The following is a 20,187-nucleotide window of genomic DNA, read 5'->3' as shown; positions in this document are numbered from 1 at the left end:
CAATGTCTAAGGGCGGGCTACGACCAGTTAGAAAATTTCAGATTAAGTTGACACCAATGGGCATTACCGTGCTATTACCTTGAGAAAAATCTCACATCGCGCTAGTCTTCATTGACGTAACTGCACGCTGTAACATTAGGCGATGACAAATCAACTCTCTCCAGAAATTCCCTCTTGCACTTGGAGCCGTCCCATCGGTTTAGGCTGGGACAAACCTTATACCGTCCGCTATGCAAGTAATATTGATGATGGCCCTTGGCATGGTATGCCTTTAGGCGGCTTTGGTGCAGGTTGCATCGGTCGTTCTTCACGGGGAGACTTTAACCTGTGGCACATCGACGGCGGTGAGCATACCTTCAAAAACGTTCCGGCTTGTCAATTTAGTGTGTTTGAATCCAATAGCACATCTTCCCAAGCCTACGCTTTATCTACCCAAGCGCCCGATGATGGTACTCTCAAAGGGTGGCAATGGTATCCGACAACTCCCAACACAGAGGGGACGGGCAATTATCACGCGCTATATCCACGTAGCTGGTTTGTATATGAAAATGTATTTCAAGCACAGTTGACTTGTGAGCAATTTTCCCCTGTCTGGGCAGGCAATTACCAAGAAACTAGCTACCCTGTGGCAACATTCCTCTGGAATGCCCACAACCCGACAGATACACCGATTACTCTCAGCATTATGCTCACTTGGCAAAATATGGTGGGCTGGTTTACAAATGCTCTCAAATCTCCCGAAGTGCGGGTGCGTGATGATGGTAGTCCGGTTTACGAATATCAACCGCGCTGGGGCGAAAGTCAAGGAAACTACAATCAGATAGTTGAAAATACACAACAGTTTGGCTGTGTTTTAGGTCGGGTTGGTAGTAATGAACCTTTGCAAGAAGGCGACGGAACTTGGTGCATTGCGACGCTGAAACATCCACAGGTGGAAGTATTTCATCATAGCCGCTGGAATCCGGAAGGTACGGGTGATGAGGTATGGCAAAGCTTTGCTCAAAATGGCTCTTTGCCCAATTATGTTGATACTACTCCAGCAACAGAGAATACACAAATCGGGGCTGCGATCGCTACGCCGGCCGCAGGCATCGCAATCCGTTTCACTCTCCAACCAGGCGAAACTCTGGAAATTCCCTTTGTTGTCGCTTGGGATTTGCCAATCACAGAATTTGCGGCTGGAGTCAACTACTACCGCAGATATACAGATTTTTTTGGTAAAAATGGCAACAACGCTTGGGCGATCGCATCCACTGCATTACAAGAATACCAAACCTGGCGATCGCAAATTCAAAGTTGGCAAAAACCCATTCTCGACCGGGAAGATTTACCCAACTGGTTTAAAATGGCTCTATTTAATGAGCTTTACGACCTTACTAGCGGCGGTACTCTCTGGAGTGCTGCATCAGAACTTGACCCCATCGGTCAGTTTGCGGTGCTGGAGTGCTTAGATTACCGTTGGTATGAAAGTCTAGATGTACGGTTGTATGGCTCTTTTGCGCTGCTGATGCTGTTTCCAGAATTAGAAAAGTCGGTGATTCGGGCATTTGCACGGGCGATTCCTCAAAGTGATGATACTCCCCGAATAATTGGCTATTACATGACAATTAAGGCCGAAAGCCCGATTGCAGTTCGCAAAGTTGCAGGTGCAACACCCCACGATTTAGGCGCACCCAACGAACACGTTTGGGAAAAAACTAACTACACCAGCTATCAAGACTGTAATTTATGGAAAGATTTAGGTAGTGATTTTGTCTTGCAAGTATACCGTGATTTTTTACTCACGGGTGCTGATGATGTGGAATTCTTGGCAGATTGCTGGAATGCGATCGTTCAAACTCTCGACTACCTGAAAACTTTTGACCTCGACGGCGATGGGATTCCGGAAAATTCTGGTGCGCCTGACCAAACTTTTGATGATTGGCGATTACAAGGTGTCAGCGCCTATTGTGGTGGGTTGTGGTTGGCAGCGTTAGAAGCTGCGATCGCAATCAGCGATATTTTATTAACTTACCAGACAGGTAACACAACAGAGTTGGCAGCGCAAAAATCCACTTATGAAACTTGGTTACAACAATCTCTTCCTATTTACCAAGAAAAACTTTGGAATGGGGAATATTACCGACTAGATAGTAAAAGTGGTTCCGATGTGGTAATGGCAGATCAATTGTGCGGACAGTTTTATGCTCGTCTGCTGGACTTACCTGATATTGTACCGAGCGATCGCGCCCTTTCAGCGCTGAAAACTGTTTATGACGCTTGCTTTTTGAAATTCTGTAATGGTGAGTTTGGTGCTGCTAATGGTGTTCGTCGTGATGGTTCACCAGAAAATCCCAAAGCTACTCATCCCTTAGAAGTTTGGACGGGGATAAACTTTGGGCTAGCGGCTTTTCTCGTGCAGATGGGAATGAAGGATGAAGCGTTGAGGTTGACGCAAGCTGTGGTGCAGCAAATTTATGAAAATGGTCTGCAATTTCGCACGCCAGAAGCTATCACCGCAACTGGTACTTTTCGCGCTAGCACTTACCTGCGGCCAATGGCGATTTGGGGAATTTACTTAGTTATTAATTGATTGACTATCAAAGCGGTTCTCGTTTTGACGCAAAACACGTAGATGTCATGGGTGTCAACTTACAGCTATTTTCAGATAAATAGACCACACGGTAGGGGCGCAAGGCCTTGTGCCTCTACCGTGTGGTTCAAATACATGAAAACTGCTGTAAGCTGAAATCTTCTGATTGTATGAGTTTACCCAGCCCCTCTCCCAACATTGCCAGAGGAGCAAATTCTCCAGTTCCCTTTCTCTCAATATGGGAGAAGGGGTTAGGGGATGAGGGCATAGAACCCTTACTCTTACCTAACTTCTACCTTAAGTTTACACCTACCACAGATGTGCGTCCCTAGCAAATTTAACCTGTCTTCATCTGAGAAACCAGACTTTATATCTGTGATTTTATTTTCCGAGTGTTTCCGGAAGCGAAGGAAAATTTCAGTAATGGTAAGAGTTGAAGCATTGAGAATTTAAGACTACTGTTTCAAAAAATGCAAATATTACTAGCTTTAGCCATAAATATTGCTAATAGTTCCCAGACTACGTTCACAATCAAAAGCTAGGTTATGACGTGCCTATTCCTTTACTCAACAGCAAAGTTAATTCAGATTGTGGTGCTGGGTCTTTGGCAATGATTAGCCAATACTTGAAAATACGCTTAAACCTCTACAGTTTGCGTAACTCAACGCCAGCAAGTCCTACAAGTGAATTTCACCAGCCTTTAACAGAAACAGCCCAAACTTTAGGATATGAAGCGTTATCAGTTAGGGGGAGTCTTAGCAAGGTGGACTCATACTATAACCCGTGGATAGCTCATTGTCAAGTAATTCATTGTGTAGTTGTCTGGAGAGATAAAGGCGATCGCATATTGATTTTTGATCTTGTGCCACCATTTAGCCCAATTGCCCTACATTTGTAATCTCAATTTTATAAATCTGTTAAATATTCATCTCATATATAATTTTTTGCTTAATCAACTTAACAATATTCTGTGTTAATTAGCTTTATATCTATTCTTAAATTCTTTAATATTGTACAGACTTAGCCTGCGACAATTTTCGAGTAAATTTATCGATTTGGGGATTTTTTGATTGACTCAATCAAGGCTTGTTATAACTCTCTACTTATATTATCCCCAAACAGGAATTTTATTTTACAACTGGTCTATTTTATAATGACTGGCTGCTCGTTATGAAATCTTCGCAATCAGTTGACAGCGATTATATTTAGATCCGCTAAATCTGTAGTCATTGCAAGCCAATAAAGACAAGTCTAATAAGTATCCTTGTCTAATCAAACTTATTGAAAAATAAGTTCAATCCTATTGCCATGTAAGGTTTTATTTTCTATCTGCTAATATTTTTACAAGTTGTTTTACATTCTATTTAATGGTATTGTTTTTTAGTTACTCGACAATAATAAAGGTTTTAAAATAAGATCGGGTGAGGGGTAAGACCCCCTGAAGAATTAGCAAAAGAGGACAAAACTAAAAGCTGCACAATACACAAGTAAGTATAGGAATATATTCAGTAAATTTTACCTATAAATATACTAGATTAGTAGATGACATCAACCACAAAAAATAGTATAAATACGAATGGTGTTGCTAACGCTCAAAGATAAATAGATTTTCTCTCTTAGTCTAAAAAAATATGCAAACTTCCCGGAAATTGCCTAATCCAACAGTAGTAAGAAATATAAGCGTGTGAACCAATAAAGTTTATTTACTTATGGATTTTTATCCCTTCTAAACATCAAACACCGCTCCGCTGCTGATAATTTGCCACAAGCAATTCAAGATTTGCAAAAAGGCTAGTGTAGTCTGTACACCTCAATTGAAACATCAACAATCGCAGAGAAGAAAATAGTTTACTTCACCAAAAATAACTAACCACTATGATGAATCAAGATGTTGCTGGTATTAGTAGTAACTTAGATAAGACAGTGAAAGCTCAACAATTTGACAAAGTAGTTGAAGCAATTCTTGCTGGAAAGTATTCCTGGGCATGTGTTTTAATGTTGCGATTTGGTGGTTATAATCCTCTGCATTACATTCCATATCGCACCTACAATCGATTGCTCAAAGAGAACTCTCAAGCAGATAGGACAAAACAACAGCAAAGTGAAAATCTAAATATGCTAAAACATACTCATAATTCCAAGTCTGATAATAATGTTTCATCAAGCTGCTTAAGCAAAATTAAAGACGTAGCTTATCTAGAAGTAGTTAGGAAGCAAAAAGCAGAAATGCGTGCTGGTAGTTTAGACCAGAGATTGACACAGCAAATTAGCGAGCATCAATCAAGCAAATCGCCATTAAAAGCAGAAAATGTTCAAGACATTTCCTTGAAATCCTGTGGATTCAATTAAAAAGTATTTGGAATTAATAGATTCTGCGCTAAAGTTGATTGATTATCTGAAAGCCTGTTATGCTAATTTAAAATTGATAGCATGACAGGTTTTCTATAGCAGTAATTAATTTGATAATTTTTTGTAGAAATCTGCCAAAATGGCAAATATATACTAATGATATTGGTAAACTAATAACAACTAAATTTAAACTAAAATAGAGGTGATTTGGCAAGCAAGTTAATTTAAAAAATAAAATCAACGATTAGTTCTGACTATGAAATAAATCAAACTGATTACAAAAGTAATCAGCATTTCATGGAGTAAATAACTCCTAAACCAAGACCAATAATCTAACCGTTGCTAGTGGTGGTTCTTTTTCTGAGGAAGTCTAAGCAAAGAGAATTTGGCGAGGTGGATTCCCCCAATCCAAATTTTACACAGCTTTCACTGACTGCAGACGGTGCGAGTAATGCTGATAAAACTTTCTATCCTGTGGTTGGTGTTGCTTTAGTTAATAAAGCAAACGCTTAACATCAATTCCAGGAACAGAAATAGAAAAGTTACGGTGAAATTGTTGTCCTTGGCTGGTAGAACTAGTAGCTCATACGCTTCTCTTTCGACTATTGTAATCCTAGTCCTCCCAACCTGGATTATCTTTGGTTTCTAAACTTTCAATTTATATAACACTACTGGAAGTTCAAAACTTGAATAGCTTCCAGTTTTTTATCTGTATATAAAAAGAAATAAGGTGGGCAAATTGCCCACCTTATTTTTTATGAAGACTAGACATTCGGTGAAATTAACCTAGAACCCTTGTAAAGACGTAGCGGTACTACGTCTCTACATTCTTTTTCGGTTTTATATTTAATGATTGGTTAATTCAAAAAAGAATTAAACCTTAGCTAATTCTGGAGTAGGACTCTTGCTGTTGCGAATTGCTGTAATAGCCTCAGCATAATCTTTTGCGTTAAACACAGCTGAACCGGCGACGATCGCATTGGCTCCCGCTTCCAAAACTTGCCAGGTATTATTTGCCTTCAATCCCCCATCCACTTCAATCCAGGGGTCAAGACCACGTTCATCACACATTTGGCGCAGTTCGCGGATTTTGGGTAATACACCAGGGATAAAGCTTTGACCACCAAAACCAGGGTTGACGCTCATAATTAGTACTAAATCGCACAAATCTAGAACATATTCAATTAGTTCTAGAGGGGTACCAGGATTAAGTACAACACCAGCTTTCTTACCAAGCTCTTTTATTTGCCCCAAGGTGCGGTGTAAGTGTGGGGAAGCATTATGCTCGCAGTGTACGGAGATAATATCAGCGCCAGCCTTAGCAAATCCCTCTACGTACTTTTCTGGCTCCACAATCATCAAATGGACATCCAGTGGCTTGGTTGTAATCGGACGAATCGCCTCCACAATCAGAGGGCCTATCGTAATATTAGGTACAAAACGACCGTCCATGACATCAACATGAATCCAATCCGCTCCAGCTGCATCTACGGCACGAATTTCGTCACCCAAGCGACTAAAATCGGCTGATAGGATAGATGGAGAAATTACAATGGGCTTTTGAGATAGGTTTTGGGTCATGGCTAGTGGGTTTTTAAGCGTCCTCGTCTGTACGCATTGTAACAAAACATTGAACAAGACTCATAATTTCGATCCCGGTTTTTTGGGGAGTGGGGAAGCAGGGGAGCAAGGGAGCAGGGGAGCAGAGGAGCAGGGGAGACAAGGGGACAAAAGTTAGATCCCCTTATCTTATTGTCCTCTTCACCATACCCAATGACCAATGACAAATGACAAATGACTAATAACTAATGACTAAAAAACTAACCTGGATATTTTGGGGATTAACTGCTTCTTGTCTGAGTGCGCCAGTAATTGCTTCAGCTTTAGAATCTGCACTAGGAACTAATGGCATTGATGCTCTGAAGCTACACAAATCTCCTTATAATTTAATCGGTCGTAAGATTGCTATTGGTCAAGTTGAAATTGGCCGGCCGGGAATGTTTGGATGGGATAAGGCGGTGTCTAAAAATCGTGCCATATCTTTAGCAGCGGTTTTTTTACGCAATGGCCCAGCTAAGTCTAATACTGGTGTTGACCCCCACGCCTACAATGTTGCCGGTGTGATGGTGAGTCAAGACAAAGCCTTGCCAGGAGTTGCGCCGGGAGCGCGATTGTATTCATCAGCAGTGGGTTCGACTAAAAACATGGGTCAGCCAGAGGAGTGCTTATCGGCACAGCACATAGCGCTCCAAAATAGTGGCGATCTCCGTGCGATTAACTTTAGCTTTGGGGAACCTCTGAGCCGCGATCCTCGCCCGGAAGCTACTTTAGACGGCAATGCTTTGCTAACTTTATGTGTTGACTGGTCTAGTCGCGTTCATGATGTTTTGTATGCGATCGCTGGCAACCAAGGAAAAGGCGGCATTCCTATTCCTACAGATAATTTTAACGGAATAAACGTGGCTTTTTCATCCCGCCGAGGGGGAGTTTTTAACAAAGTGGACGTGGCTAATCTGGCAGGTGTTAACCAAGGGGTGAATGAAAGACTAGCTGGAAAAGAATTTGACCTTGATGGGCGTCGCGCTATCAGTTTAGTTGCTCCTGGTAATAATATTCCTTTGCTCAATCCAGATGGCAAATTGAACAAGGTTACAGGTACAAGTTTTGCAACACCTCAAGTTACAGCTACTGTTGCTCTGTTGCAGGAATTTGCCAACCGACAGATGCGGACAAAACAACCCCACTGGAGCATTGATTCTCGGCGTCATCAAGTGATGAAAGCTGTATTGCTAAATTCAGCAGATAAACTTTTAGATAGCGGCGATGGCTTAAAGTTGGGAATGACGCGGACGCTAATTGATAAACAAAATCAAAACTGGCTAGATTCTGATGCTTATAAAGATCCAAAGATTCCCTTGGATGCCCAAATGGGAGCGGGTCATTTAAATGTATTTCGCGCTTATCAGCAATTTAGTGCTGGTCAATGGCAGGCGTCGGCGGCGGTGCCGGCTATTGGTTGGGATTATCGCACAGTTGATGTTGGAGCATTTGTTGACTATATATTAGCAAAACCGTTAAAACAGGGAAGTTTTGTTGCTGTAACCCTGAGTTGGGATCGATTGGTAGAACTCAACGATAAAAATAAAAACCAGCAATATGACTTAGGTGAAAGTTTTCGCGATCGCGGTTTGAATAATCTTGACCTCTACTTAGTAAAAGCTGATGCTCAAAATTCTGATGCTGGTGCTGTTTGCTCCTCAATCAGCCAAATTGATAGTGTAGAACATATTTTTTGCCCCGTTACTGCTACTGGCAATTACAAAATCCGTGTCCAGTTTCGTCAAAAGCTCAATGAAGCAACTCAACCCTACAGTTTAGCTTGGTGGAGTGTACCTATTAATTGAAATAGAGTAGCACAAATATCTGTGTAAAATTACAGCGTTTTTCTCGTTCCCATACCGAGCATGGGAACGAGAATTCGTGCCTCTGAGAAACGTTATTCGATCTATAAAAACCTCACAGAAGTGGTTATTTTATGATTACGTAGCTTACAATACTTTTATACGTAAAGATAAAAATTCTTTAAGAAAAAAATTTTTTATAACTTGTCTGTATAGCCGTCTCAATAAGGAATTAGCAACTCCACAAGTTGTGTTTAATTACTCTGAGCTACTAATTTGCTGTTACGAAAACTGTAACAGTCCCATTTTTCTATTGGAGTAAATGCAATAGTTAGTCATTGACACAGTATCTGCGTCAACTCTGAGCACAAATCGGGAATCTTTGGCAAGTGAGGTAGCAGAATGAATCGCCATAAATTGAGTGATGCGAAAGAAAATTTCCTGCAAAGACGTTACGGTGTGAGTCTAGGCAGACGTTATGCTCTGGCAGCTGCAAGTGTTGTTCTATTCAGTGTATTAGGGTGTTCTCAGGTCGATAGTAATAAAAGTGCCCTTGCTCAGTCTAGTTTACCTCAACCAGAAACTCCATTGCAAAAAAAAACAGCGAAAACTGATACAAAAATCGTTGAGTCTAGCAATAAGTTTGGCTTCAAACTATTTTCAGAAGTTCTGAAAAACGATCGGGGTGAGAAAAATGTTTTTATCTCACCTTCAAGTATTGCGATCGCTCTTGCTATGACTTACAACGGCGCTAGCGGTTCGACTCAACAAGCAATGGCAAAAACCCTAGAATTACAGGGGATGGATCTACCAGAAATCAACTCTTCTTATGCGGCGGTATTAAAACAGCTTTTAGACAATTCAGATGCGAAAGTGCAATTGAATATTGCTAACTCGCTTTGGGCAAATCAAGATGTTAGCTTTGCACCAGACTTTCTCAAGAGAACCCAGGACTTCTATCAAGCCAAAGCCAGCAATTTAAACTTTCAAGATGCCGCCGCATCTAGTATTATCAATAACTGGGTAAAAGAAAATACTAATGGCAAAATCACTGAAATAGTTGAAAAAATTGAACCAGATCAGGTATTATTTCTGATTAATGCCATATATTTTAAAGGTAATTGGACTAACGAGTTTGACAATAAAGAAACTGCTCCATACCCTTTTTACATTACATCTGGTAGGCAAAAACAACACCCAATGATGTCACAGAAAGGTGATTATAGATACTATGAAAGCGATAAATTTCAGGCAGTTAGTTTACCTTATGGGCAAGATGGTAAGATAAGTTTTTATATCTTCTTACCCAAAAATAATTCTAACCTCAAAGCCTTTTATCAAAACTTGAATGTTGAGAACTGGGAAAAATGGATAACTCAGTTCAACAACCAAAAAGGGTTTATTCGCTTACCCCGCTTCAAAACAAATTACGATATTACACTCAATGATGCTTTAAAAACTTTAGGCATGAAGGAGGCTTTCAGCAACAAAGCCAATTTTTCTGGTATGGGTAAAAATTTTGCCATTAGCCAAGTTAAGCATAAAACTTTTGTCGAAGTAAACGAAGAAGGCACCGAAGCGGCTGCTGCTACTTCAGTGGGAATAGTAACAACATCTTTGAGACAAGAACCAGAACCATTCCGAATGATTGTTGATCGTCCCTTCTTCTGTGCCATTAGGGATAATCAAACGGGAAACATTTTGTTTATGGGTTCAATTATCGAACCACAATAAAAAGGTAAGAGGGATTGAAGATTTCATCTTTTTCAAAGAGAACTTCTAAAAAAGAAAATCCCCAGTGAATATACAGCATATTTCAAGTTGGTGAGGTACACAAGGTAAGTCTGTTACTCAGATATAAACGGTGTTTTACTCATGATTTTTGACTCTTTAATTCTGGTGTAAATGATTAATTTACATTTACTGTATATGCAGATAATAATTTTTAGAAGTCATTATCCGTAAAAGGAACTATGGATGGTGAAAATCTTTTTAGTGATGGGGAAAATTCTAACCTCGCGGCATAATCATCTATTTGTGATAGTTCCAGTTCAATTGTTTGCTGCTCTTTTTCATCAAAAAGCAACTGAATTTGATAACTTGTCCAGAATTGTTCACCTAGTTCGTCTTCTAAATCAAAAGGCTGTTCTTCATCACCCCATATATTCGACCAAAGGACTATTTGATTAGCCCGAAAATGGTTTTGACCTTTTGTGTCTCCAACTACAAAATATACTTCGACATTTAAATCAAATCCCAAATCATCGACTTCTGCCTCTGCTATGTGACAGCTAACGACAATTAAACTATCTGGGTTAATATCTACTAACTGCTGTTGGCGTTGTAATAATTCTTGAAATACAAAATTAGGTAATAACTTTGAACTCTCCTCAAATAGATTTTTTTGAGTTTCTGGAGAGTAACGATTTTTTAATTCTTGCGTAATTAAATTTAAAATATTTTCACTGGCTAAATTTACAACTATCTGTTTATTTGCAGGATTAAGGAAACATCCTTGATTAAGATTAATGTGATTTTTAATTGGCATAGTTTTCTAAAATCCTTCTAATGCGAACGTATAATTCACAAGTCAAGCTCAAACAAAGGTAAAGAATAAATATTACTTTAGCTTCTGTTCTATATTTTTAGCAAGACCTACTTCATAGCAATTGCATCCTTTAAATCATAATTATAAATGACTATGATCGCAGAGCTAGAAAATATTCATCGGCTCAGGAGCAAAAATGCCACAGTGCTTGAGTAAGTAACGATAATATGATTAGTATTAACAAATACCACGTAACTGAAGAAATCTACAATAGACCTCTTGCAAAAGTATATTTTTGCACTCTTAGGGAAAAGGGTGCATGTTAAAGGGAAAGAATTTTGAGTTTCTTTACCCTTTTCCCTCTCACCTTTACCCCGACTTTTGCAAGAAGTCTAATGGTTCGAGAACACTGGTTTATTGAGATTATCGAGGTTATCGATAAACTGACTCATTAGGTGTAGCAATCAAACTGTTGAAAAATCCTTATCCGAGTTTCAACGAACTAGTACAATTTTGCAATCAGTACACTATTGCCAAAAATCTTAACTCATCCAAAATCATCCCAACTTATAGTCTGGAGGTAGATCAAAATGGTTATGCGTTAGTAATGGAAGACTTTGGAGGTATTTCTATCAAAGATGATTTTGCTTTTCATTTGGACGCCATATCTAGACTTTTTACAACAGTTTTTAGAAATAGCGTAGGCGTAGCCCGTCGTAGACATCACACTACTATGCAATACCTTAGATATACTCCACCAAAAGCGGATTATTCATCAAGATATTAAACCCGATAATATTTTAATTAATCCCGAAAACAAAGAAGTTAAATTAATTGACTTTAATATTGTATCTTTATTACCAATTATAAACAAAACCATGACTAAAGTCACAGTTCAAACATACACAAGATAAACAATAGTTGTTAAATTAGTAATGCTTTGCAATAAATGTCCGGTTAAAAGGTTCGATTTCTATCGGGGCTTGTGACTGATTTTTCTTACTCTTTCAGCAACATCGTTTTTTTATGTGTAGATTAATTGGCTATCTTGGTAACGCCATCCTCTTAGATGAGTTGCTGTATAAACAAGAGCATTCGCTCTACAAACAAAGTTACAGTCCTTTGGAATTAAAATCAGGAGTAGTTTGTGGAGATGGAGTAGGTGTAGGCTGGTATGACGAAGTGGGTAAACCCTTCATTTACCGAAATACAATCCCGCTGTGGAACGAGCCGAATTTGGAAGAGTTGAGCAACTATGTACAATCCAGTTGTACTCTAGGCTATGTCCGATTAGCTGGAATAGGTGAATCGCTCGACATTAGCAATTGTCAGCCATTTCGTAGTGGAAAACTTTTGTTTGTGCATAATGGCGAGATATCAAACTTTGAACAAACTCTTTGTAGACCAATACGTGAGAGCCTGTCTGATTCTACATACCGCCTGATTAAAGGCACAACTGACTCTGAACACATCTTCGCCCTACTAGTGGAAATGTGGCAGTCGTCTCCAAACAGCACTTTGTTGTCAGCATTAAATACCACACTTCAAAAATTGACTGAGTTAGCATCAGAACACGACACCAGCTTTAGTGCCAATGTAATTGTCAGTGATGGTCAAGCAGTTGCAGCAATTCGCTATGCTTATCGCACACAAGCACCTACTCTTTATTGGTCTTATGATGAACTCAAGCAGCCAAACCAAGTTATTGTTGCTTCTGAGCCTTTATCCAATAACCAAAATTGGACTGCTTTTGGTGAGCAAAGTGCGCTATTTGTTGAAGCCCAGTCATTACAGCCAACAATTAGCCTATTGGAGAGGTTTGTTCCTATTGGGGTTTAGATAAGCATTGCGATTTTGTTGAAATTGAGCTTTTCCCTTTAAAATTGCTGCGATGGTAGACAAGCATTGCTGTTGCTTGTGCCCAAAGGCAACACTTGGAGGCAAGTCAGAGAGACAACATACATTATCCGTTTTTCAACTCCTCGCGTTCGCTATCGGTGACTTTAGCGAACGCGAGTGCGTCTCGTAGAGAAGGATTAGCAAGTCATCGGTGACGCAATCATCATATCATGTCCGCATAATTAGTTATGATTTCCACAGTCATTGCACCCCACCCCTTAATCCCCTCCCCGCTTGCGGGGAGGCAGGGTGGTTTCATACGAAAAAAGAAAAATACATATGCCTTGATTTCTTATTTTGTAGCATGGCTTTTTACCCCTCTCCAAACCTCTCCCCGAAACGGAGAGAGGTTTTGAAACCCAGTTTTAATTTTTCTCTGGTTGTATGAAACCACCCTGCTCTGGGGATAAGGGGCGGGGGGAAGGGGAAAGAAAAAACCTTTAACCTTTACCCTTTAACCTTTTCCCCAAACCCAATGCCGAGTTGAAAATGCACAAAGCGAGCAGTATTCCCTTGTACTCTGTCCATCACCATACCCACGCAAGCCGGAGCGATCGCATACTTACTTATAATTGTGCCGAGTACTAGTATAGGGAGAAACAAATGATTTCCTCAGACCTCAAAGTGAGCAATGCCCTGTTGCCTGATTCAATCCAATTCAGTAGACCGAAAACTTTTGCAATCGCTAAAAAATAGTAGCGTGTGATACTGTTTTTAAAGAAATGTGTAAAAACTGAATGCCTTGAATCAGAGATTTGTTGACGAATCAGCTCTAATGGCTGGCTGTATGGCTACTGCGATCGCGTGAAAAATCATGCAACAGTGCCATCAATGCCGGAACCACAGTCGGGGTCAGGATTGTGGAAAACGCTAAACCTCCGGTTAAGGCAATTCCTAGACCTTGATACAGTTCAGATCCCTGTCCTGGAAAGATTGCCAAAGGAACCATGCCCAGGACGCTCGTACCCGCTGACATAAAAATGGGACGGAGGCGATCGCGTGTCGCATTATAGAGCGATTCATCGTACTTTTGCCCCTCCTCCTGAAGCTGTAGCACTCGCTCCACAATCAAGATGGCGTTATTCACCACTACTCCAGTCAAAATCAAAAACCCCAATCCGGTAATCATATCCAAAGGCACAATCACGCCAGGAATCCAGTTGGCAACAACCAGACTTAGCAATGCTCCTGTCAATCCCATTGGTACTGTTGCCATAATCACCAGTGGATAGAGGAATGAACGATACAAGGCAACCAGTAGCAAATAGGTGATAATCACCGAAAATACAAAAGCAGAGGCGAGTTGTCCGACGGTTTCTGAAAGGCGATCCGCAGATCCAGCCAGTTCCAGGCGAAATGTCGATGGCAATTTAGTTCGTAATGGTGCCAGAATTTGATTTTCAGTTTGATCGACAAGTTTTCCTAATGGTGCATCTGGAGTCAAGCTCACCGTTAGAGTAGTAGAGCGTTCTAAATCCACATGATTAATTACACCGGGCCCGGTTGTTTCGCGAACAGTTGCCACATCTGCAAGCTGAATTTGTCCTCCTTGAAAGCTAGTCATTGATTGCTGATTACTCCCTGCTGGCTGCGCTTGAGGAATTTGAGAACTGTACAACGACAACTGGCGCAACTGTTCGGGTGTTTTGACAAAGATATTTTGCAACTGTACAGTAACATCCAGTTCTTCTTTACCATCCACAAACTCAGAGGCAAAGCGTCCTCCCAGCGCCGCTTCGACCATCGCCCCAACCTCTGATTCTGACAAACCCACTTCGGCAAGGCGGACGCGGTTCGGAATGACCTGCAGTTGGGGAGCGCCGTTAATAGAGTTAGAGCGAGCATTCGCAACTCCCGGCAAGGCAGAGATTTGTTGAGTCAACTGTTGCTCTAGCTCCCCAAGTTGTTTCAGGTCTGGCCCAATGATCTGCACTTCAAAGGATTTACCTGGGTCATTGAAGATGGGAAACCGGATTGGAAACATGAATTTGTAGCCTGGATAACCAAAGCTTTTACCAGTCAAGCGTTCTACCATCTGGGCTAGCCCGCTACCCGTCGCTGATTCTGGCTTGAGGCTGATGCCAATCCCGCGAAATTGTGGAAAGTTAATAAAAAATGTATTGGCAATTTCAGATTGCTCTTTCAAAAATCCTCTGGCAGGCACAGATAGTTTGACTGCCTCTGGGACACTGGTTCCGGGAAACGTCTCGGTCAACCAAAACACAAAATTGAGGTTGCCTTCAGGTAAATAGTCGGCTGGGGGCAGCAAGACAATACTGGAAGCTAGCAAAACAATCGGAATAGACAGCAATGCAAGTCTGCGCTTGAGCCGACGCGGGCCTAGTGCCCAACCAACCGTTGCCAATAAAAAGCTTTCTAACTTGCTTTGCAGCCGTCGAAATCCGAACGAAATCTGCATGATCGATCGCTCTAGCCAGTTGCCGCTAGCTTGTAATTGGGAATCGCTGGCGTTTCCTAATTGGAACGTTTGCTGTGCTTCTGCTGGGTTGAGAAACAGACTCGCTAACATTGGTAGCAACGTCAATGATGCAAACATTGATAATACGGCAGCAGCCGTAATTGTAATTGCCATATCGACAAACAACTGTGCGACTTCGCCCGTCACCAGCACCAAGGGCGCAAATACTGCCACGTTTGCCAATGTTGCCGCCAAGATTGCCCCGCCAACTTCTTGCGTCCCATCAATCGCTGCTTGCAGGCGACTTTTACCCTGCTGCATGTGGGTAAAGATGTTTTCAATGACGACGATCGCGTTATCGACCACCATCCCCGCCGCAAATCCCAATGCTGCTAAACTGATGATGTTGAGCGATCGCCCCAACACTGCACTGACGATGAACACCACGATCATCGCAATCGGAATGCTAATGGCAACAACAACAACGGTGCGGAGTGAACCCAAAAACAGCAGCAATACTGCGATCGCCAACACTCCACCTGTAATTAAATCACCCCGGACGTTAGACACCGACTGGTCAATGTACGTGCTTTCATCGTAAAGAATCTCAAACTCAACTCCTTCCCCCTGGCGATCGAGTTGCGTTGCCAAATTCGTTAATGCGGCGCGGACTCCCTTAGAGACTTGCGGCACATTCGCGCCTACCCGACGGATGATGCCAATTCCGGCAGAGGGAGCATCGTTGAACAGAAAGGCGCTGTCTTGGAACTTGCGCCCCATTTCCACCTCAGCGACATCCCCCAGATATACTGTTCCTGCGTCGTTGCGCCGCAGGACAAAGGTTTTGAGTTGATTTAATTCTTGCGCTCGGTTGACCGTCCGCACCTGATATTCGCGTTTTCCTAGCACCAAGGGCCCGCCCCGAATATCACGATTGTTGGTTCTTAGGGTGTCGGTGACATCGGTGAGGGTAAGATTGCGATCAGATAAGGCTTTCGGATCGACTAATATCTCAACTTCCCGTTCCTGTCCACCGACAATAAAGAAGCGACTCGTTCCTTCCACTCGCCTGAGTGCGGGTTCAATCACTTCATCAATCAGGTCGCGGTAGCGGTTAGAGTCAGTCTGATAGCCTGGTTTTGGCTTCAGCACGATCCACATCATCGGGTTATTGTTGCCGCTAGCAACCTGCACATCAGACTCGCCCGCTTCCTCTGGTAGTTCTTCTAGCTGCTGTAATTTGTTCAGCAAATTGACTAGGCGGGCATCGACATCTGTTCCCCACTCAAACTTGATCGTGATAGTGCTAATCCCTGATAGACTTTGGCTGGTTATTTCTTGAACGCCCTCGATTTCCTCCAATACATCTTCAATTGGGCGAGTGATCAAATCTTCTACTTCTGCTGGGGCTGCACCGATGTAGGGAGTGGTAATTGTAATTTCTGGGCGATCGCCTCCTGGTTGCAGTTCCAAAGGCAACCTGAACAGGGCAATCAACCCAAACATCGTCAACAAACAGAATAAAACAAAGGTGCCATGTCGCCAACGGACAGAGGTTTCAATGAAGTTCATGATTCTTGCCTCGTGTTTTGTTCCGCAACCTGCACTGGCGCTCCATGCATCAGCGCTTCACCACCCCGCACCACAACGGGTTGCCCGACTTGTAATTGACTGCTAGAAATTGCCACTGTTTCGCCCATATCAACGACTAGTTTCACCTGCACTTGGGCTGCTTTGCCATTGGCAACGGTGTAAACCAGCCAATCTTCATCGCGCCGAACCAAAGCATCGCGGGGGACAACAAAGCTATTCGGCTCAACCTGCAACTGTAGCTCTGCCGCGATCGCCATTTTGGGCAACAAATTCTGGGGGGGATTTTGCAATCGCACTCGTACCATTTGCCGCCGTGATGCGGCGTTGGCAGCCGGAACCACGCCGCTAATTGTGGCACGTCTGCGCCAGTTAGGAATAGCACGGGCAGCCAATTCTACAGGCAAACCGGGGGTGATGCTGCCGCTGAGTTGCTCTGGCAATTCTAGAAAGACATCCAACTCGTTGCTATTCACCAGGGTTAACACCGGATCGCGAATATCGACCAAATCGCCAGTGCTGACCTCCCGCGATCGCACAATTCCCATCATCGCAGCCTTGACCTGTGTCCGTGCCAAGGCAAGTTGTGCCTGATTGACCAAAGATGCGGCGGCGGCGACGCTGGCTTGTTGAGCCGCAATTTCTTCGCGGGTAGGGCCGGCGGTGGCTTCTGCCAGTGTGGCTTCTACTTTCAACCGTTCTGCTTGGGTTGCATCCACCGCAGCCCTTTCCTCTAATAGCGCCTTCTCACTGATTGCCCCTGCTGCCACTAACTCTTGATAACGTTTGAGGTTCTGCTGTGCCTCTCGTTCTCGTGCTTGGACAGAGCGGAGTTCGGCTCGACGCTGGTTAATGATTTCTGGTCGGGTGCCTACTAAAAGACGCGCTAGTTCGCTGCGCTCCTGCGTCAGCCTTGCTCGTGCTTCTGCCAATGCTAGCTGCTGATCTGCATTGTCTAACGTGGCAATCGTCATTCCTGGTGTGACGCGATCGCCCACCTCCACCAAAACCCGTTCGACCGTGCCGGCTGTTTGGGTACGGAGTGTGGCGCTTTTACTTGCCTCAACTTGCCCTAATAACTGGATGCGTCTAACGCCTTCGCCTCGTTTCAGGGCAACGGTTTCTACGGTCGTTGGGGGCAGTGCTTGAGCCATTTTAGAAGATGCAGGTTCACTGGCAGGAGTGATTGTCCGCCAAATAACCACACCGCTACCCACTAGTAACAGGAGTGCTAGCAGCCCAAGTTGCACTCGGTTTAGGCGGCGAGGTGCAACTGAAGGTTTTGGTGATGAACCCTGAGATTCAGAAGTTTTCATAGTGAACGAAGCATCTCTAATTAGATGCCTGGTATGGATTCTATTCGTTGAGATAGTGCTTGTGATCGCGTAGGTTATTCAGCATCACTTTGGCATATTCAGCCCAATCAGGAAATTCTGGTAGTAACGCATAAACCCAGACAATCGCGTGGAGTTGTCGCATCTTGATGTATGGCTCCAGTACGCTAGAGTCAGGCGCGTTGGCATAAGCTGACCTCCCTTCGTCATCTAGGTTGATCAAGTCCCAGGCGATGTGCCCCCTGCAAGTGTCCTCAAAGTCGTTCCAAAGCCATCCTTCTGCTGTGGGGATTAAATTTAAAGCATTGGCATCACCATGCAATGGCTGTAGTTGATCGGTTGCTAACTGAGGCAATAAGCGATCATAAGTTTCTTGCAGCAATGTTAAATCACTTGTAGTCAAAATATCACCCGCCTGTTTCAACCGCTCCAGCCCACGGGGAATATCGTTCTGGGGCGGTGCTAATAGAGGTAGATCGCCAGGATAATCGTGCAGAAGGGCGTGTAATTCAGCCAGCATTCGGCCAATGATTTGAGGATCTGGCAGGCGATCAGAGACAGGTTGGACATAGCGCCAGAAGGTCATAAACAACCCGTCGTGCTGGTGCGGGATTGCGGGTAAGCGATCGCTAGGTGCAATGACTGGAGAGCCGCATGAGACAAGAAACTCAGCCACAGAAATTTCACGCGCCAGCCAGGACTCGATTGGCGAACGGAGTAAAGCGGTGACAGTACTGACACGGGCAACAATCGGTGCAGGGTGTAAATAAACCCGCACTGAGTAAGCATTATTCAGTACATGGGGAGCGTCTACCTTTACGCCGTGGGCAGAAACAACCGATACGGCTGCTGCGACTGCCCGTGCTGTGAGTGCAGTGCGGTTTGAATTTTCAGATGACATGACGAAGACTTTTTGCTTTGTAGCGTGTGACTTATAGCAGGGAAAGTATATTTTGTAAAAGGGACTGGAGATTGGGGATTAGGGATTGGGGACTGGGTGTAAAATCGATCATGTTATGGTGGGGGCTTTTACCCACCACCAAATTTTAAAAAACAATTCCTGGTATCCAGTACCGGAGCGTCGGAGTCCTCCACCAAATTTTATGTATGATGCGGGACTCCGACGCTCGTAGACTCGCTAACGCCGCGACCAGATGCTATGCTACAAAATAATACAAATGTAGTTTAGCAGGCAATCCACCCATTGAGTCTCTCTCTAAAGAACAGTTTTCTCTAGTTTTGTGGTTTATTCCTCTCATTGCATTCCATGAGATCGAACCAGGGATTTTTGCTCCAGTTCTATGGTCGAGTTAGAAGTTGATACTTAATGTAGAACATCGTATTTCCTCTGTTTAATAGAGTCTTGCCATAGCCTTATTAGGGTAGCAATTGCCTCCTCTATCTGCTTCACCCAATCAGGTGAAGCAAAACTTGTTTATCCTTGAAGATTTATTTCCACTGACCATATCCTGTCTCAATGTCTTTTACAACTTCTTGAAGTACCTGGCAATTGGTAACAATCCGAAACCCAGCTTTTCATAGGTACAACGTGCTGGTGCATGGCCAGGATCGCCTCCAGTCTCGACCATAGCAACGGACATCCCAGCAGCTTTCATCCAATTAAGAGCGAACTCTATGAGAGCGGCTCCAATGCCTTGACGTTGATAATCTGGATCAACGGCAATCATATAGATTTCTCCCATACTACTCTCTGAATGGAGTTTCACAGCTACAAAGCCCACAGTTGAATCAGAGTCAATGGCAACCCATACCTTCATGTCTTTTGTAATACAGACGGACTCGACAGCATTAAGCTGGCTTACACGCCAACCATCAGGGTAGAATGAATGGTACACCTCAATATCCATCGCTTTTTGAATTGAATCAAAGACCGGACTCCATGCCCGAAGTGAAAGACTTTTGATGGTATCAAGTTGGTTATCTTCGTATGGTTCAATTCGCATAGAGGTATTATGTGGTTATATTATGTTACACAAATACTACTAGCAAATTTTGTGTTGTTTTGATATGGGAAGTACACCGTCAGAATTGACCATCTGAAGCCACTGAATTAC

Annotated in this window: 13 protein-coding genes and 1 pseudogene; 8 read left to right on the top strand and 6 right to left on the bottom strand. The window is 43.0% G+C overall.

Translation table 11 applies throughout. The annotated features are described in order from the left end of the window. Window positions 1-142: 142 nt before the first annotated feature. The 4 genes from RMY27_RS28730 (at window position 143) to RMY27_RS28715 (ending at window position 4,921) form a co-directional block, all read left to right on the top strand. Window positions 143-2,572, top strand: coding sequence for a GH116 family glycosyl hydrolase (locus tag RMY27_RS28730; protein ID WP_322668250.1), 2,430 nt, complete (start codon window positions 143-145; stop codon window positions 2,570-2,572). A gap of 170 nt (window positions 2,573-2,742) precedes the next feature. After that, on the top strand, window positions 2,743-2,904 hold the full coding sequence (locus RMY27_RS28725; RefSeq protein WP_322668249.1) for a hypothetical protein: 162 nt from the start codon (window positions 2,743-2,745) through the stop codon (window positions 2,902-2,904). Between the two features lie 218 nt (window positions 2,905-3,122). Further along, window positions 3,123-3,470 (top strand): cysteine peptidase family C39 domain-containing protein, encoded by a 348-nt coding sequence (locus RMY27_RS28720; protein WP_322668248.1) that lies wholly within the window; start codon window positions 3,123-3,125, stop codon window positions 3,468-3,470. Window positions 3,471-4,450: 980 nt separating this feature from the next. Next, window positions 4,451-4,921 (top strand): HetP family heterocyst commitment protein, encoded by a 471-nt coding sequence (locus RMY27_RS28715; protein WP_322668255.1) that lies wholly within the window; start codon window positions 4,451-4,453, stop codon window positions 4,919-4,921. Between the two features lie 873 nt (window positions 4,922-5,794). Here the strand turns inward: RMY27_RS28715 and rpe are convergent. Next, on the bottom strand, window positions 5,795-6,502 hold the full coding sequence (gene rpe, locus RMY27_RS28710) for a ribulose-phosphate 3-epimerase (protein WP_322668247.1): 708 nt from the start codon (window positions 6,500-6,502) through the stop codon (window positions 5,795-5,797). A gap of 227 nt (window positions 6,503-6,729) precedes the next feature. Between rpe and RMY27_RS28705 the strand changes: the two genes are divergently transcribed. Both RMY27_RS28705 and RMY27_RS28700 read left to right on the top strand, forming a co-directional pair. Further along, window positions 6,730-8,325: a S8 family serine peptidase gene (locus tag RMY27_RS28705; RefSeq protein WP_322668246.1), complete on the top strand. Its 1,596-nt coding sequence runs from the start codon at window positions 6,730-6,732 to the stop codon at window positions 8,323-8,325. Between the two features lie 399 nt (window positions 8,326-8,724). Beyond that, window positions 8,725-10,056, top strand: a complete 1,332-nt coding sequence (locus tag RMY27_RS28700; RefSeq protein WP_322668245.1) for a serpin family protein — start codon at window positions 8,725-8,727, stop codon at window positions 10,054-10,056. 211 nt (window positions 10,057-10,267) lie between these two features. Here RMY27_RS28700 and RMY27_RS28695 read toward each other — a convergent pair whose 3' ends face one another. Continuing rightward, the gene (locus tag RMY27_RS28695) at window positions 10,268-10,870 is read right to left on the bottom strand and encodes a hypothetical protein (RefSeq protein WP_322668244.1); all 603 of its coding nucleotides are present in this window, start codon (window positions 10,868-10,870) and stop codon (window positions 10,268-10,270) included. 424 nt (window positions 10,871-11,294) lie between these two features. Here RMY27_RS28695 and RMY27_RS28690 point away from each other — a divergent pair. Both RMY27_RS28690 and egtC read left to right on the top strand, forming a co-directional pair. Beyond that, window positions 11,295-11,733 (top strand): annotated as a pseudogene (locus tag RMY27_RS28690) (protein kinase domain-containing protein); the annotation flags it as partial. A 163-nt stretch (window positions 11,734-11,896) separates the two neighbouring features. Continuing rightward, window positions 11,897-12,709 carry an ergothioneine biosynthesis protein EgtC gene (gene egtC, locus RMY27_RS28685; RefSeq protein ID WP_322668243.1) on the top strand — a complete coding sequence of 271 codons (813 nt, stop codon included), beginning with the start codon at window positions 11,897-11,899 and terminating at the stop codon, window positions 12,707-12,709. Window positions 12,710-13,541: 832 nt separating this feature from the next. On the opposite strand, the gene RMY27_RS28680 is transcribed toward egtC, so the two are convergent. The 4 genes from RMY27_RS28680 to RMY27_RS28665 form a co-directional block, all read right to left on the bottom strand. Further along, window positions 13,542-16,760, bottom strand: coding sequence for an efflux RND transporter permease subunit (locus tag RMY27_RS28680; protein ID WP_322668242.1), 3,219 nt, complete (start codon window positions 16,758-16,760; stop codon window positions 13,542-13,544). Beyond that, a complete protein-coding gene (locus RMY27_RS28675; protein WP_322668241.1) occupies window positions 16,757-18,094 on the bottom strand; it encodes an efflux RND transporter periplasmic adaptor subunit in 1,338 nt (445 codons plus the stop codon). Before RMY27_RS28675 ends, RMY27_RS28680 begins: the two co-directional genes overlap by 4 nt. A gap of 40 nt (window positions 18,095-18,134) precedes the next feature. After that, window positions 18,135-19,013, bottom strand: coding sequence for a phosphotransferase (locus RMY27_RS28670; protein WP_322668240.1), 879 nt, complete (start codon window positions 19,011-19,013; stop codon window positions 18,135-18,137). A 583-nt stretch (window positions 19,014-19,596) separates the two neighbouring features. Next, on the bottom strand, window positions 19,597-20,076 hold the full coding sequence (locus RMY27_RS28665; protein WP_322668239.1) for a GNAT family N-acetyltransferase: 480 nt from the start codon (window positions 20,074-20,076) through the stop codon (window positions 19,597-19,599). Window positions 20,077-20,187 lie beyond the last annotated feature (111 nt).

The organism is Nostoc sp. DedQUE09 (assembly GCF_034530915.1).
Lineage (GTDB): Bacteria > Cyanobacteriota > Cyanobacteriia > Cyanobacteriales > Nostocaceae > Nostoc.
Note: the sequence above shows the minus strand (reverse complement) of the source record. Positions and strands in the feature narration are given on the sequence as shown.